This window comes from Butyricicoccus pullicaecorum DSM 23266 (genome assembly GCF_900167005.1).
In the GTDB taxonomy this organism is placed as follows: domain Bacteria; phylum Bacillota; class Clostridia; order Oscillospirales; family Butyricicoccaceae; genus Butyricicoccus; species Butyricicoccus pullicaecorum.
In genome coordinates, this window is sequence record NZ_FUXW01000003.1 from 1 (window position 1) to 15,428 (window position 15,428).

The window sequence follows — 15,428 nt, forward strand, 5'->3', positions numbered from 1 at the left end:
CTTTCGTTTGTCAAGCTCTTTTTTAACTTTTTTCGAAGTTTTTCGCACTCCGAATCGCTAAATCTGAACTTTTCCAAACTTTTCGTCCGGTTTCGCTGTCCGTGTGGTCAGCTTATTCATAATACCATATCGAAGAGCCTCTGTCAATAAGTTTTTTCATTTTTTTGAAGTTTATTCAAAAAAACTTTGAAACTTATCAGGTTTTCTTCGTGGTATGCTGTCCTCAAACAGACAGCTTAAATATAATACCACCAGCTTTTCCCAAAGTCAACAGGTTTCGACGATTTTTTTTGCAAGAAAAAGTCCCGACGCGCTGCGTCGGGACTCTCCCTTTATGTCTGCGTTTCCTTGAGGTGTTTGTAGCAATAGTCAAAGATCTTCTTTCGTGTCACGATGCCAATGAACATATTTCGGTCATCGGTCACCGGCACAAAGTTCTGATTGGCCGCGCGGGACAACAAATCGAAAATCGTCGCGTTTGCATCGACCGCCTTATTGTCACAGCGCCGCGGCAAATCACGCATTTGCAGCGACATGGTCTTCTTCTTGCCAATCAACTCACCGCACGAACAGATCATCCAGAGGAAATCACCTTCCGTTACCGTTCCTATGTATTCTCCGTCTCGCGAGATCAGCGGAATCGCATGATAACCACTCGCCTGCAACTTGTCCAAGCCTTCCTTAATTCCCATATCCTCATATAAATAGGTCACTTCGCTCTTATGGGTCAAGAAAAACATAATATTCATGAAAGCACATCCTTAAAAACATCACAGCACAATTATGTTTACTTTATTTTACCAAATGGTATGATATCATTCAAGGTATGTGCTGGACAGTTTGCACAATGTTTACAATTAGGAAGGATCTGTTTCTGTAGATTTATTCAGTTCTCGTAAAATTCGCGTAATCAGGCTCACGCGCTGGAACGGCGTGATGAAATACCAGCCCGCAGTGTACGGTTCCATGCGCTGTGCCAGCTGTACCGAAAGGTCGACCGCAAGATCTTCAGCCGCCTCGCGATCTAATCCCTCATAGCGGTTGATGACACCCTGCGAAATCTCAATGCCTGCGACCTCATTGTTCATATAGAGTGCATTGCGATGGCTCACAATCGGGATCACACCACCCAAAATATCGGCATCCAATTCCTCATGTGCATGAATCAGGTTCTCAAATGCGCGGGATGTGAAGACCGGCTGGGTCAGGAAGCCAGCAACGCCTTGCTCTACCTTGCGCTTGGCCTTGCGCAGCTCGACCTCAAAATTAGCCGCATTGACATTGAGCGCACCAAATACACGGAACGATGCCGTCACGCCCTGTTCACCGAGTTCCCGAATATAGCCTGCAAGCACAGCAGAATTGAACGAAAAGACACCCTTGACCTCATCGCGTTCGGCAGACGGAATGGGGTCGCCCGTCACAACCAGCACGTTGCGCACTTCCTCAGCCGACAAGCCGAGCAGCAGCGCCTTGGTCGCATTGATATTACGGTCACGGCAAGTCATGTGCGGGATGGGGTCGATATCCAATTCCCGGCGCAGCTTGGCAGCCAGCAGCGAACTATCCGCACGGGCACGGGCAATCGGACAGTCTGCAATCGTGATCGCGTCCACGCCTGCTTCCTTGAGTGCTTTGGCACCTGCCATGAACTTTTCCAAATTATCATCCGCCGGCGGGTCCAGCTCAACTGCAATGACGCGCTTCTTAGCTGCAAACTTATCCGCCAGACGGTTTTTCACCTCACGCGGTTTGACCTCGACCTGAGCCGCTGCCGGTTCGGGCTTGATCTCCTCTTCGTTGAGCGCTTCGGCTGTCAGTCGGATATGCTCAGGAGTCGTACCACAGCAGCCGCCGATGATCTTCGCGCCCGCTGCGACGATCTCAACCATGCGCGATGCAAAGTATCCTGCACGATTTTCAAAGAAGGTACGTCCGTCCACGATGGTCGGATAACCAGCGTTTGGCATCACGCTGAGCATCGCCGGATCGGCTGCCGGACGTTCCTTGCCAAACAGATCGGCATTGGCGCGTGCCTGCGCGAGCAGATGATTGGGGCCGGACACGCAGTTAAAACCAGCCGCGTCGATCACCGGGCAGTTCGTCACACGCTCCAAAACTGCACGGGCAGACAGTCCTTGACGAGTAAAGCCATCAGGCGAGACCGCAAACGAAGCGATCAGAAAGGCATCCGGGCATCTCGCCTTGATGTATGCCGCCAGTGCGTACAGGTCATCGTCGTCCGACCAGGTCTCAAACAGGAAATTCTTGGCACCCAGCGCCAGAAATTCATCTACGATCTGCTCGTATTCGCCGTTCGGGTCGGTGATCGGTCCGATATCGGCGAAAACAAAAGCGCGGTAAGGCTCGGCGACCTTGGTTGCAATCTTCCAGCCCTGTCGGATAACCGTGCGCACCTCGTCAAATTTGCATTCCAGTGCGTGGGTATTGGCCGCAAAGGTATTGGTCTTGATCGCGCGTGCGCCCGACTCCAGATAGTTCTTATGTACCTCTGCCACCTTTGCCGGTGCATTGCAGTTGGCAAGCTCACACTTTCCCGGGTACTCAGGATGCACCGACCGGAAATAAGTGCCCATTGCACCGTCAAACAGCAATGTTTTATGCTTCAGATATTCTCTCAGTTCCATGCTTTATCCCAGTACCTCCCTGCAAATATCCACCGATTCGCGCGCATCGCGTGCGTAGTAATCCGCGCCCATCTTGTGCGCATACTCCGGCGTCAGCACTGCGCCGCCGACCCAAATCTTACACGGATGACCGCTCGCACGCAGCGCCTTAATGGTCTCGTCCATGTTGGCCAGGGTCGTGGTCATGAGTGCCGACAGACCGATCAAGTGCACGTCCTCGCGGATGGCGGTCTCAACCACGGTCTCGATGGGTACGTCACGTCCCAGATCAATGACGCGATAGCCGTAATTCTCTACAATGGTTTTGACGATATTCTTACCGATATCGTGAATATCTCCCTTTACCGTCGCAACGATGACCTTACCCTTGGAAACCGTTCCGGTTCCCTTCTTGGCCATCTCGGTGCGGATGATCTCGAAGGCTTCCTGTGCTGCGCCTGCCGAGTTGATGAGCTGCGGCAGGAAGATTTCTCCGCGCTCAAAGCGTCCGCCGACCACGTCCAGCGCCGGAATGAGCAGTTCATTGACGATATCGAGTTCCGACTTGCCCGACGCGAGCAGATTGACAGTCAGGCGGCGTGCTTCGTCCTTGAGTCCCTTCTCAACCGCACGCGGCAGCGTGGTTTCCTCAGCCTGAGAAGCCGCCGGCTGTACCGGTGCTGCCGGCTGACCGGAATATGCTGCAATATATGCTTCGGCGTTCTTGTCGTGATTGTACAGGACATTGAACGCACGAATGGTGTCCATGATCGCCGGGGTATTGGGATTGACGATGGGCAGATCCAGACCGTACGACAGTGCAAGCGTCAGGAAACTGGTGGTAATCAGGCTGCGATTGGGCAGGCCAAACGAAATATTGGACACGCCCAGCGTGCAGTGCAGACCCAGACGGTCACGCACCATCTGCATGGCTCTCAGGGTCTCGACCGCCTTGTCCTGCTCAGCCGATACGGTGAGCGTCAGGCAGTCGATGAACACGTCTTCCTTGGGAATGCCATAGGACAGCGCTGCGTTTAAAATACGTTCGGCAATGGCGAAGCGCTCCTCAGCTGTTGCCGGAATGCCGTTCTGGTCCATTGCCAGACCGATGACTGCTGCACCGTACTTCTTGACGATGGGCAGTACACGGGCGAGCACCTCGGGTTCACCGTTGACCGAGTTGACAATCGCCTTACCGTTGACCACGCGCAGACCGGCTTCCAGCGCGTCCTGATTGGACGAGTCGATCTGAAGCGGCAGATCGGTGACCGACTGGATGGCCTTGACCACCTTAACCATCATAGACGGCTCGTCCACGCCCGGAAGACCGACGTTGACGTCCAGAATATGTGCACCTGCGTCGGCCTGCTCGACTGCCTGACCCAGAACATAGTCCAGATCACCGTCGCGCAGTGCCTGCTGAAAACGCTTCTTGCCGGTCGGGTTGATGCGCTCGCCGATGACGCGCACACCGTCTACGACCACGGTCTCGGTCGGAGTACATACCACCGTGCGGCGCACGACTTCCCGCTCGGCTGCGGTCTGTCCGCGGGTTGCCCGCACCAGCTCGCGGATGCAATCGGGCGACGTACCGCAGCAGCCGCCCAGATACTGAACGCCCAGCGCTGGGAACTTTGCCATCTCACGGGCAAAATCATCGGGTGTAATGCTGTATGCACCGGTCTCCGGGTCGGGCAGTCCTGCATTGGCCTTGACGATGAGCGGCAGAGCAGTCAAACGGCTCATTTCCTCCACGATGGGATAGAGCTCTACCGGGCCAAGCGAACAGTTCACGCCCAGCGCATCCACGCCCAGACCATCCAGCACAGTACACATCGCGTCAACCGAACAGCCGGTGAAGGTACGATGGTTGGGCTCAAAGGTCATGGTGACAAAGACCGGCTTGTCGCTGTTTTCCTTGGCTGCCAGCACACCGGCCTTGACCTCGTACAGATCGGTCATGGTCTCAAAAATGATCAAATCAGCATCCTGTCCGACCTCGATGATCTCACGGAAAATATCGTATGCTTCCTCAAAGGGCAGCGTGCCGTAAGGCTCGAGCAGACGACCAATCGGGCCGATATCGAGCGCGACGCGAGGACGATCTACGTCCGGGTGATCTGCACAGAAGGTATCCACGGCGCGGCGAGCGCAGGCAACGCCCGCACGAATGGCCTCGGTCGTGTCCACGCCCTCGCGCGCCAGCTTTTCTCGGTTCGCACCAAAAGTGTTGGCATAAATAATCTGCGCACCTGCTTCAAGGTACGCCAGATGGGTGCGGACAATGAGGTCGGGATTTTCCAGATTGAGCGTCTCAGGGGCGCGTCCGGTTTCCAGCCCAGCCTGCTGCAGCATGGTGCCCATTGCACCGTCCAAATAACAGAGTGTTCTTTGCATGTTCTTTATTCTCTCCCACAGGTTTTTCCAGCCTTGCGAAAGGCACAGGTCTCAAACATCGAGCAATACGCGCAGCCACGGAATCGTTTGGTCTGCGGCTTGTTTGCCAGTCCAATGATCGCGGTCACCGACTTGCGCGGTGTCAGTATATGTGTACTCGTCACGGTCAGGCCGATGCGGCGCGGCGCGTCCACCAGCCGAACGAAATCATCTTGCAATAAAATAGGCAGGTCACCATAACCCGGACTGAAACGGTCGGTCAGGTAAACACCCTCGCCAACCGCGCTCTGAATTTCCCGCTCGGCTGCATCACAGACCGCCTCGATCGCCGCCGAACCACAGCAGTCCAGCACGACCGCGCGAGACATGTCGCGCACCTGCGCTCTGCGAATGGCAAGTTCCAAACCACCACCCAGCGTTGCGGCAAGCAGCACCACTCGATCACTGTCGGCCAGCATATTCGGAATGTCCTGACCGACAAAGGCCAGTTCAGGCGTGTGCGCCTCCCAGTCAATCGGCAGAATCCGATAGATAAAGCGCGGCTCGGACACGCGCAGGGTCTCTGCCATACAGTCATCGATCAGCGCGTCGACCTCGGGCGGAATCTCACTGCCCGTCCAGCGCAGATATTGCAAAACTTCTTTTCGATTAAAGGTCTCAAGATTCAGATTCATGTTTTTTCCGTTCCCTATGCTGTAATTTCCAAGTGATATGGCCAACGAGCAGGCCAAGCCCAATCATAATTGCGATGCCAGCCAGCCAGAATATCCACTCATGCTTAGCAGTCCACTGCGCAATCTCACCCTCATAATACTGGAAAAAGTCCCAATAAGTCTGCCGCACGGTTAAATCGTGCTCCTGTACATAGCGTTCAGCCAAGTAGTCTGCCAATTGCAAATGTTCCAAAATCTTATCTACCAATCGGATGCACCACTGTGCTGGAAATACAAACAAAGTTGCTGACCACAGTGCACAGAACAGCGTGCGCTGACGCAAAGTCTCCTGTCCAGGTATCCAGATATTGGCCGCAATGTATCCACCGATGGATAATGCCATTGGTAATAGATAGTTCGGCCTAATCCAAAAATAGTAAGTGCTCTGCATCATATATGAAACAGCTAGGACAACAATCAAGGCTGATGCCATGACCGCAATTTTATATTGTTTGCGTTTTCGCTCTTCGAGATACTTCCGGGTCTGCTCCCCGACTTCCGGGGTCTTGGGTCTGCGCTCGCCTGCCAGCAGCTCATCCACGGTCACACCGAGGTTTTCTGCGAGTGCAGGCAAGATCGTGATATCCGGCAGACCGTCACCGGTCTCCCACTTGGACACTGCCTTGTTGGTCAGTCCCAAGCGATCGGCCAATGCCTGTTGAGTCAGTCCGCTTTCCTTTCGTCTCTCTGCAATGAATGCACCGATCTTCCGGTTTTCCATAATGCTCCCTCCTTTGTGCTTTCAGCATAGCGTGTCGGGTATCTACGGACAACCCACCACCTGCTGAAATTCACTCCACGCAGCGTAGAATCTGCTGGAAGGTGTCGAAAACGTGCTATTTTCTGCTTTTCTCAGTCATCACAGATCAATTTTTACTTACAATCTTTGGACTCTTTTTGTGCTGTACTTTCCAGCTCAAAAAGGCTAGCAACATACCGAGCAGCATGGTCAAAATCCAAGCAACAACCAAAAGCAGTCGATAATACGTCGTAATCAAGTCCATGATCTGTGTCGTGCGCTGGTTAATCTCCCCCAATTCAAACGACCTTCCCGTCCATTCATACCAGTCTATTACAAGATCTTTGATAACCGCTTTCGGCGTGCTTCCGTCCGCAATCTGTCCGCGCATCCAGGAGGTATACAGCGCCACAAACGGCAGCCCTTTCATTCCAGCGCCCCAAAGCGCGCCAAACAACACGCGTCGGCGCAGAGGTTCTTTTCCGGGAAAGTATACATGCACGCCGATGTATCCCGCAATCGAGACAATCAGCATCACCCAGTATAGCCATTCCGAAGTGCGCAAAAGGCCACCGCATGCACCGACGACGGCCACAGCCAAAAGTCCAACAACCTGCCGACGATGTGCACGGTCTTCGAGATACTTCCGTGTTTGCTCCCCGACTTCCGGCGTCTTGGGTCTGCGCTCGCCTGCCAGCAACTCATCCACAGTCACACCGAGATTTTCCGCCAGTGCAGGCAAGATCGTGATATCCGGCAGACCGTCACCGGTCTCCCACTTGGACACTGCCTTGTTGGTCAGCCCCAAACGATCAGCCAATGCCTGCTGGGTCAGTCCGCTTTCCTTTCGTCTCTCTGCAATGAATGCACCGATTTTCCGGTTTTCCATAACGATCCCTCCTTTGTGCTTTCAGCATAGCGTGCCGGGTGTCCACCGACAACCCACCGCCTGCTGTAATTCACTCCACGCAGCGTGGAGCAGGCAGGATTGGAAACAAAAATGTCATTTCAGTCTGCGTTTTCGGAATTTTTTTACTTTGGTCAAGTCTGCTTGTGTGGCCGGTATTTTGGTACAAAAGGCCCGCACTTACGATACTTGACGTTACAAGTATATCATAAGCGCGGGCTGATTGACAGTTATTTCCTTATATTTTTCGCACACAGACCGGCGTCCTCACCGGGAAAACCAAGCCTTCATGCAGTCCAGCACGGTGACGAGCTGATCTTCCGAAATGACATAGGGTACCATAGCGTACAGATAATTCAGAAACGGACGGCTGAACACACCCCGTTCGCAGGCGAACTGCTGATATCCGCGCAGCGTCTCGGAATCATAAACTTCAATGCACACACATCCGCCCATGATGCGAATTTCACGGATACGCGGGTCAGAAAAACCATCTAGTTCCCGTCTGGTGATGGCCTCGATACGTGCGATCTTGTCCATATAGTGCTCGGACTCAAACAGCTCGATAGACTTGAGCGCCACGCTGCACGCCAGTGCATTGCCCATAAAAGTCGGGCCGTGCATGAGGGCATGCGCGGGATCATCGTCGTAAAACCCATCGTAAACCTTATGATTTGCGACCGTAACCGCATGGCCGATATAGCCGCCGGTCAGCGCCTTGCCCAACACCAGAATGTCCGGCAGTACCAGATCGGCAACAAAGCGATTGCCCGTGCGTCCAAAGCCGGTTGCAACCTCGTCGAAGATGAGTAGCACACCGTACTGATCGCACAGCTCACGGGCACGCTGCAAAAACGAGACATCATACATTCGCATGCCGCCTGCACCCTGCAAGAGCGGTTCGACGAGCACACAGTTGAGCTTATCATGATACTGCGCAAATGCCTGCTCCAGTGCCGCAATCTCGGTCGGGATATGCACGACATACGGACTTTTTCCGTAGGCATTCAGCACGAAGTGATAGTCCTCGTCATCACCTGCCTCCATGGTCTTGAAGGTGTCTCCATGGTAAGCATGCTCAAGTGCCAAAATCATCGTGCGCTGCTGCTCACCGCGATTGACGTAATATTGCAGCGCCATTTTGAGCGCGACCTCGACGGCTACGCTGCCCGAGTCCGAAAAAAAGCAGTAATCCAGATCTCCCGGCAAAAAGGACTGCAATTTATCCGACAGTTTGCGCACCGGCTCATGCGTCAGTCCGCCGAGCATGACATGGGAGAACTTTCCCACCTGTTCTATGATGGCTTTATTCAGCGCCGGGTGCTTGTAGCCGTGAATGACGCTCCACCACGAGGATACCGAGTCGATCATTTTGTGCTCTTTGGTATACAGATACACGCCCTCGGCATCCAAGATTTCAAACGGTGCCTGCATGGTTTTCATCTGCTGATAGGGATACCAGATCATGCGTCTGCCTCCTTGTACAGTGCTTCGAGCGTCTCAGCGTCCAGATCAAGGTCGGTATCTCCCTGCCGGACGCAAGCCACCACCGGCACACCGGTGAGAATTTCGCACATGGTTTTATTGTCCTCATGCATAAGATTCCCCGACTCAAACCGGTTGAACACGATGCCGCGCAGTACAATCCCCTGTTCCTTGAGGTAGGCCGCAGTGAGTCCCACGGCGTTGATCGTACCCAGACCGGCATCTGCAACCAGCAGGCAGTCCATCCCACACGCGCGAATGAGCGCGGGAAGCAGCAGGTGCTGGATCTGATCAAAGCGAATAGGACACAGAATGCCGCCCGCACCTTCCATAGTCACAAAATCGTACGCCGTGCACAGGCTGTGCAAATCTTGGATAACGCGCGACAGCTCGACCGGGTTTCCCTCGATCTGTGCAGCCAGATGCGGAGAGACTGCATGCTCGTACACATAAGGACACATGGTCGTGAGCGGCTGCTCGATACCCGATATGGTCTTGACGTGCAGTGCATCACCCGGTATCAGATTGCCCTGTGCATCCCGCTCGTTTCCGCTCATTGCCGCCTTAAAATAAGCCGCTTTTCTGCCGTGTTCGCGTAATTTTTTGACAATCAGACCGGTCACATAGGTCTTGCCGACGTCCGTACCGGTTCCGATGACAAACAGAGTCTTAGCCATGACAGCGCTTCACCTCGTATCCAAGCTCTCGCAGCATACGACGGTCGGTCTCAACCGTAATTCCCGCTGTGGTCAGCATGTCGCCCGAAATGGCCGCGTTGGCACCCGACAGGAAGCACGCTCTGCCCTTATCAGGCAGCAGACCGCGCCCACCAGCCAGTCGAATGGAGGCATCGGGGAGCAGGAAACGATAGACCGCCACAATGCGGCGCACTTCGTCCTCGGTCAGCGGTGCACAGTGCTCGAGCGGCGTGCCCGGGATGGGATTGAGTACATTGACCGGCACACTGTGAATGTCCAGCTCCCGCAGCGTCAGCGCCATATCAATGCGGTCTTCCACGGTCTCGCCCAGTCCCATGATACCGCCGCTGCACACAGTCAGACCGGCAGCCTGTGCAGCACGGATAGCCGCGATCTTATCGTCATAGGTGTGCGTGGTGCAGATGTTGGGAAAATTCCGATGCGAGGTTTCCAGATTGTTGTGCACACGGGTCACGCCTGCGTCCCGCAGTTTCTCGTACTGCTTCTGATCGAGCAGACCAAACGACACGCAGACCGAAATGCCGGTCTCTGCGCGAATCTGGCGCACGGCCTCGCACATCGCCTCGACTTCATCATCGCTTAGCCGTTTGCCTGACGTGACAATGGAATAACGCAGCACGCCCTGCACATCGTTTTTCCTGGCTTCGGCTGTGATTTCCTCTGCCGAGAGCAGCGGATACACGGCAGCTCCCGTATGATTGTGCGCCGACTGCGCGCAGAATTTGCAGTTTTCCGAACACTTTCCGCTCTTTCCGTTGATGATCGTGCATAGGTCAAAGGCGTCCTGACAAAATGCGCGACGGATGCGGTCGGCAGCTGCGCACAGCGGCTCGAGCGGCTGGTGATACAGTTCCAGTGCCTGCTCACGGGTGATTTTTTCCCCGCTGAGCACGCGCGCGCACAGGTTTTCTATCTCTGTCATGTCTCGCTTACTCCCTTTCTATGCCAATCCACGGCCGCAATCTCTTTGCCAGAATTGCGCCCAAGATACACAGGACGATATCACCGGGCACGACCAGCAAAAAGCAGTACAGAAACAACGGCCACAGGCCAATCGGTGTGCCAAGATAAAAATTACTGATGAGGCCGTAATAGACCATGCCGAACAGATACACAATCGCAAGTCCGGCAAAATTCGCAGCCAGCAGGCGTTTATAACTCGGGTGATCGCTCTTGCCTGCAATGGCTCCGGTCACGTAAGCACCGACCGCAAAGCCGATGAGATAGCCAAAACTGGGCTGGAAAATGTAGCCCGGGCCGCCGCCGCTCGCGAAGATGGGCAGTCCCATGAGGCCCAGAATGATATAAATGCACACCGCCGTACAGCCGCGCTTGGCACCGAGCAGCAGTCCGGCTAGCATGGTAAACAGCGTTTGCAAGGTGAACGGTACCACTGGAACCGGAATCTTAATGAACGCACCGGCGGCGATGAGTGCGACAAACAGTGCGCACAGGGTCAGATCTTTGGTCTTTGTCACAGTCACGGGTTAAACTCCTTCCGATCGCACGCGGATGCTGATTTCACCCGAGGTCAGGCAGTCGGTACGGCCATCCGCGTACTGAACATGCAGACGACACTCTCTGTCCACGTCCAGCACATGCGCCGGGTATGCCTGTCCGCCCTGCATGACCCAGATGTCCCGTCCGATGACCAGACTGCGGGCACGATAGCGCGCGGCATAGTCGCTCACGTCACGATTTTTATAATCTGCCATGAAATGATTCAAAAATGCGGCTGCAATGCGGTTTTTTCCATCGTTCTGCGCGGTCTCAAACACTGAACCGGCAATTTTTTGCAGTTCTTCCGGAAATCCGTCTTTGGGTGCATAGACGTTGATGCCTACACCGAGTACCGCATAATCCAGACAGCCATCTTCCAGTCCCAAGGCAGCCTCGGTCAGGATGCCGCACACCTTTTTGTCCCCGATAAAGATATCGTTGACCCATTTGATCTGCGCCTGTTCGCTAGATACTTCCTCAATCGCCTCGCACACGGCAACCGCTGCCATGGTGGTCAGTTTGACCGCCTCCTGTGGCTGACAGTGCGGCGGACGCAGCAGCAGGCTGAGATAAACACCGGTCTGTGAGGGAGAATAGAATGTCCGCCCGATGCGTCCGCGTCCCTGCGTCTGACAGCCGGACACCACGGTCACACCCTCGGGCGCACCGGCCGCCGCCCGCTCTCGCACGGCGGTGTTGGTGGAATCGACCTCGGGTAGGACGGTCAACTGGATTTCGGCACAGTCATCGGTCAAATATTTTGCAATGCCCTGAGCAGACAGCACATCGGTTGTCTGCGACAGGCAATATCCCCGATTGCGCACGGCGTCAATGGGATACCCCTCGGCGCGCAGGCTATTGACTGCCTTCCACACCGCTGCACGCGAGATCGACAGCCGCTCTGCGATATCTTCCCCGGAAAAATAAGTACCCTGATTGCTCTCAAACAGGGCGATCAGTTGTTCTCTGGTTGCCACAGCATGCACCTCCTAACTGCTTCATCATACCATGCTACTTCTCTATTGTAAACCTTTATTTTTTAATAGGTTTACAATTATCCAATAAAAATTCCCCAAGTCCGACAGGGCTTGGGGAAAGTCGATCAGTCAATGCCGAAAAATCGCTTGCCATTTTCCAGCGTCACACGTGCCGCTTCCTCGGGTGTAATTCCCTTGATCTCGGCGATGGTCTCAGCCATGCGGTGCACATAGAGCGACGAATTGCGCTTGCCGCGATAGGGTTCGGGTGCCATGTAGGGCGCGTCGGTCTCGATCATCAGGCGTTCCATCGGAATCACTTCGATGGCTTCGCGTGCCTTCTTGGAATTTTTGAAGGTAATCACGCCGGTAAACGAGATCATGCAGCCCAATGCCAGTAGCTGTTTGGCAAACTCCGCCGAACCGGAATAGCAGTGAAAGACGCTCCGAACCTTGGGATACTGCTCCACAATGGTCAGGCTGTCCAGATGCGCCTCGCGATCATGGATGATGACCGGCAAGCCGCAGCGTCCAGCCATGCGCATCTGTGCGCGGAATACCTCCTGCTGACGGCGGCGCTCACCCGGGTCTTTGCACCAATAGTAATCCAGACCGATTTCACCGATGGCCTTGACCTTGGGACGCTTTGCCATCTCCTCAATCTCTTTGAGGCCGTCCGCAATCTGTTCGTCGGATACGCCCTCAATATTTTCCGGGTGATAACCGACCGCCGCGTACACGAACGAATAGTGCTCGGCGTAGGAAATCGCCTTGCGGCTGGTTTCCGGGTTACAGCCGGGATTGAGAATCAACTGTACACCGTTTTCCGGCATGGACGCGAGCAGCGTGTCGCGATCCTCGTCAAACCGACCGTCGTCATAGTGTGCGTGTGTATCAAATACCTGTAACATCATACCTCCCGCTCAAATACGAGGTCAAGTTCCTTGATACCGCCGTTGCTGGTAAACTTACTCGGTACAAATCCGGCAAACCGCCATCCTTTCGCCGCGTAAGATGCGATAATTTTCCGGTGTTCCTGACTGCTGTTATCCAGAAAAAATCCACCGCCGGTATAAATCGTCTCATAAGCATATTCGTACAAGTGTATGACCTCCTTTTGTCCGTAAAAATAACACAAGAGCGCAGAGTCTCCCCCGCGCCCTTGCCACAATCATTTCAAAATCAGCACAGCTTTGCGCCAGCCGGTACCGCGTCATCCAGCATCACCAGATGCAGCTCTTCCGTGCCGTCTTCCTTCTCACGGACAGCCGACAGGATCATACCGTTGGAAGCCTGACCCATCATCTTGCGCGGCGGCAGATTGGTGCAGGCAACCAGGGTCTTGCCCACGAGGTCTTCTGCCTTGTAGTACTTTGCAATACCGGACAGAATCTGGCGGGTCTCACCGCTGCCGTCGTTCAGCTGGAACTTGAGCAGCTTCTCGCTCTTGGGTACGTTCTCGCATGCGAGTACCTTGCAGACGGTCATCTCAACCTTTGCAAACTCGTCGATGGTGATGCAGCCCTCGGGCACTTCGACCTTCTTGCTCTTCTTCTCTTCCTTCTTGGAAGCCTTGTCCTGCTTCTTATCGGCCTTCTTATCGGCAGAAGCATCTTCGCCAACGATCTCGGCCAGCTTCTTGGCGATGTCGATACGACCGAACAGAATCTCGGCCTTGCCAACGCTCTGACCAACCGGCATACCGCCAAAGGCAGACAGCGACTCGATGCCCTTATCCTCAACGTTCAGCTGAGCAAAGATCTTGTCCGCAGTCTCGGGCAGGTAGGGACGCAGCATGGTTGCAGCGAAGCGGATGGACTCGAGCAGGTTGTACAGAACGGTGCCCAGACGTGCCTGCTTGGTCTCGTCCTTGGCCAGAGCCCAGGGCATGGTCTCGTCGATATACTTGTTGGAGCGGCGCAGCAGCGCAAAGATCTCGTCAATGGCATCTGCGACGTGCAGATCCTTCATTCTGGCTTCTACCTTAGCCGGCAGTTCCAGAGCCATTGCCTTGAGTTCCTCGTCGACCGGCTCAGCCGCACACGGCTCCATGATCTTGCCGTCAAAGTACTTCTGATCCATCGCAATGGTGCGGTTGACCAGATTGCCCAGGACGTTTGCCAGATCGGAGTTGATGCGCTCCATCATCATCTCATAGGTCAGCACGCCGTCGTTTGCAAACGGAATCTCATGCAGAACGTAGTAGCGCACAGCGTCTACGCCGAAATACTTGACCAGATCATCAGCATAGATGACGTTGCCTGCGGACTTGGACATCTTGCCGTCGCCGACCAGCAGCCACGGATGACCAAAGACCTGCTTGGGCAGCTCTTCGCCCAGTGCCATCAGGAAGATCGGCCAGTAAATGGTATGGAAACGGATGATGTCCTTACCGATGAGGTGTACATCAGCCGGCCAGAACTTCTTGTAGTGCTCGTCGTGGTTTCCGTCCGGGTCCCAGCCGCAGAAGGTGATATAGTTGGTCAGTGCGTCCAGCCAGACGTAAACAACGTGCTTGTCGTCAAAGGTAACCGGTACGCCCCAGTTGAAGGAGGTACGAGAAACGCACAGATCCTGCAGACCGGGCTTTAAGAAGTTGTTGACCATCTCGTTCTTACGCGACTCGGGCTGGATAAAGTCAGGATGGGTCTCGATGTACTCCATCAGGCGGTCAGCGTACTTGCTCATACGGAAGAAGTATGCTTCCTCCTCTGCGTCGACGACCGGGCGGCCGCAGTCCGGGCACTTGCCGTCAACCAGCTGGCTCTCGGTCCAGAACGACTCGCAGGGCGTGCAGTACTTGCCCTTGTACGAACCCTTATAGATATCACCCTGATCGTACAGCTTCTTGAAGATCTTCTGTACCTTCTCGACGTGCATCGGATCGGTGGTACGCACGAAGCGATCATAGGTGGTGTTCATCAGATCCCAGATTTCCTTGATCTGACCTGCCACGTTGTCGACGTACTGCTGAGGCGTAATGCCTGCAGCCTCGGCCTTTTCCTGAATCTTCTGGCCATGCTCATCGGTACCGGTCTGGAAGTAAACGTCGTAACCGGTCATGCGCTTGTAGCGCGCGATGGCATCGGCCAGGACGATCTCATAGGTGTTGCCGATATGCGGCTTGGCAGACGTATAGGCAATGGCGGTCGAGATATAGTAAGGTTTCTTTTCCATTCTCTCTCATTCCTCCTAAATTTATTCAGTCTATCTTATATCATACCGGAATTTACCGCTGCAATCAATAGAATGGGCGCAAATTCCTCAAAAACGCCCCCATTATTATTAAATGCACAGAGACTCACATGAGTCGCCTGTGCATTTTCTTTTTATATCGACCCCAAAAGACGGAGGTGAGACCGAC

At 54.4% G+C, this 15,428-nt stretch carries 14 protein-coding genes; all 14 read right to left on the reverse strand.

From position 1 onward, the window contains the following. Positions 1–332: 332 nt before the first annotated feature. Positions 333–749, reverse strand: coding sequence for a CBS domain-containing protein (locus B5D52_RS06820; RefSeq protein WP_016147986.1), 417 nt, complete (start codon positions 747–749; stop codon positions 333–335). A gap of 108 nt (positions 750–857) precedes the next feature. Then, positions 858–2,648, reverse strand: coding sequence for a bifunctional homocysteine S-methyltransferase/methylenetetrahydrofolate reductase (locus B5D52_RS06825; RefSeq protein ID WP_016147987.1), 1,791 nt, complete (start codon positions 2,646–2,648; stop codon positions 858–860). A gap of 3 nt (positions 2,649–2,651) precedes the next feature. Next, entirely contained in the window at positions 2,652–5,024 is a 2,373-nt protein-coding gene (locus B5D52_RS06830; protein ID WP_016147988.1) for a homocysteine S-methyltransferase family protein, read from the reverse strand. A gap of 5 nt (positions 5,025–5,029) precedes the next feature. Beyond that, complete coding sequence (locus B5D52_RS06835) at positions 5,030–5,698, reverse strand: hypothetical protein (RefSeq protein ID WP_016147989.1); 669 nt, start codon at positions 5,696–5,698, stop codon at positions 5,030–5,032. Further along, the gene (locus tag B5D52_RS06840; RefSeq protein WP_016147990.1) at positions 5,682–6,458 is read right to left on the reverse strand and encodes a helix-turn-helix domain-containing protein; all 777 of its coding nucleotides are present in this window, start codon (positions 6,456–6,458) and stop codon (positions 5,682–5,684) included. Before B5D52_RS06840 ends, B5D52_RS06835 begins: the two co-directional genes overlap by 17 nt. Before the next feature lie 145 nt (positions 6,459–6,603). Next, the gene (locus B5D52_RS06845) at positions 6,604–7,365 is read right to left on the reverse strand and encodes a helix-turn-helix domain-containing protein (RefSeq protein WP_016147991.1); all 762 of its coding nucleotides are present in this window, start codon (positions 7,363–7,365) and stop codon (positions 6,604–6,606) included. 285 nt (positions 7,366–7,650) lie between these two features. Further along, positions 7,651–8,850, reverse strand: a complete 1,200-nt coding sequence (gene bioA, locus B5D52_RS06850; RefSeq protein WP_016147992.1) for an adenosylmethionine--8-amino-7-oxononanoate transaminase — start codon at positions 8,848–8,850, stop codon at positions 7,651–7,653. Further along, entirely contained in the window at positions 8,847–9,545 is a 699-nt protein-coding gene (gene bioD, locus B5D52_RS06855; RefSeq protein ID WP_016147993.1) for a dethiobiotin synthase, read from the reverse strand. Before bioD ends, bioA begins: the two co-directional genes overlap by 4 nt. Beyond that, on the reverse strand, positions 9,538–10,509 hold the full coding sequence (gene bioB / locus B5D52_RS06860; protein ID WP_016147994.1) for a biotin synthase BioB: 972 nt from the start codon (positions 10,507–10,509) through the stop codon (positions 9,538–9,540). Before bioB ends, bioD begins: the two co-directional genes overlap by 8 nt. Positions 10,510–10,516: 7 nt before the next feature. Further along, on the reverse strand, positions 10,517–11,071 hold the full coding sequence (locus B5D52_RS06865) for a biotin transporter BioY (protein WP_016147995.1): 555 nt from the start codon (positions 11,069–11,071) through the stop codon (positions 10,517–10,519). Between the two features lie 3 nt (positions 11,072–11,074). Then, on the reverse strand, positions 11,075–12,064 hold the full coding sequence (locus tag B5D52_RS06870; protein WP_016147996.1) for a biotin--[acetyl-CoA-carboxylase] ligase: 990 nt from the start codon (positions 12,062–12,064) through the stop codon (positions 11,075–11,077). Between the two features lie 125 nt (positions 12,065–12,189). Then, positions 12,190–12,978 carry a TatD family hydrolase gene (locus B5D52_RS06875; protein ID WP_040332853.1) on the reverse strand — a complete coding sequence of 263 codons (789 nt, stop codon included), beginning with the start codon at positions 12,976–12,978 and terminating at the stop codon, positions 12,190–12,192. Next, positions 12,975–13,166: a DUF4177 domain-containing protein gene (locus B5D52_RS06880; protein WP_016147998.1), complete on the reverse strand. Its 192-nt coding sequence runs from the start codon at positions 13,164–13,166 to the stop codon at positions 12,975–12,977. The genes B5D52_RS06875 and B5D52_RS06880 overlap by 4 nt, the downstream gene beginning before the upstream one ends. 80 nt (positions 13,167–13,246) lie before the next feature. After that, positions 13,247–15,241 carry a methionine--tRNA ligase gene (gene metG / locus B5D52_RS06885; RefSeq protein WP_016147999.1) on the reverse strand — a complete coding sequence of 665 codons (1,995 nt, stop codon included), beginning with the start codon at positions 15,239–15,241 and terminating at the stop codon, positions 13,247–13,249. Positions 15,242–15,428 lie beyond the last annotated feature (187 nt).

Excerpts from the sequence above, each read along its gene's own strand:
- B5D52_RS06820 (WP_016147986.1), bottom strand. The coding sequence starts at position 749 with ATGAATATTATGTTTTTCTTGACCCATAAGAGCGAAGTGACCTATTTA.
- B5D52_RS06825 (WP_016147987.1), bottom strand. The coding sequence starts at position 2,648 with ATGGAACTGAGAGAATATCTGAAGCATAAAACATTGCTGTTTGACGGT.
- B5D52_RS06830 (WP_016147988.1), bottom strand. The coding sequence starts at position 5,024 with ATGCAAAGAACACTCTGTTATTTGGACGGTGCAATGGGCACCATGCTG.
- B5D52_RS06835 (WP_016147989.1), bottom strand. The coding sequence starts at position 5,698 with ATGAATCTGAATCTTGAGACCTTTAATCGAAAAGAAGTTTTGCAATAT.
- B5D52_RS06840 (WP_016147990.1), bottom strand. The coding sequence starts at position 6,458 with ATGGAAAACCGGAAGATCGGTGCATTCATTGCAGAGAGACGAAAGGAA.
- B5D52_RS06845 (WP_016147991.1), bottom strand. The coding sequence starts at position 7,365 with ATGGAAAACCGGAAAATCGGTGCATTCATTGCAGAGAGACGAAAGGAA.
- bioA (WP_016147992.1), bottom strand. The coding sequence starts at position 8,850 with ATGATCTGGTATCCCTATCAGCAGATGAAAACCATGCAGGCACCGTTT.
- bioD (WP_016147993.1), bottom strand. The coding sequence starts at position 9,545 with ATGGCTAAGACTCTGTTTGTCATCGGAACCGGTACGGACGTCGGCAAG.
- bioB (WP_016147994.1), bottom strand. The coding sequence starts at position 10,509 with ATGACAGAGATAGAAAACCTGTGCGCGCGCGTGCTCAGCGGGGAAAAA.
- B5D52_RS06875 (WP_040332853.1), bottom strand. The coding sequence starts at position 12,978 with ATGATGTTACAGGTATTTGATACACACGCACACTATGACGACGGTCGG.
- metG (WP_016147999.1), bottom strand. The coding sequence starts at position 15,241 with ATGGAAAAGAAACCTTACTATATCTCGACCGCCATTGCCTATACGTCT.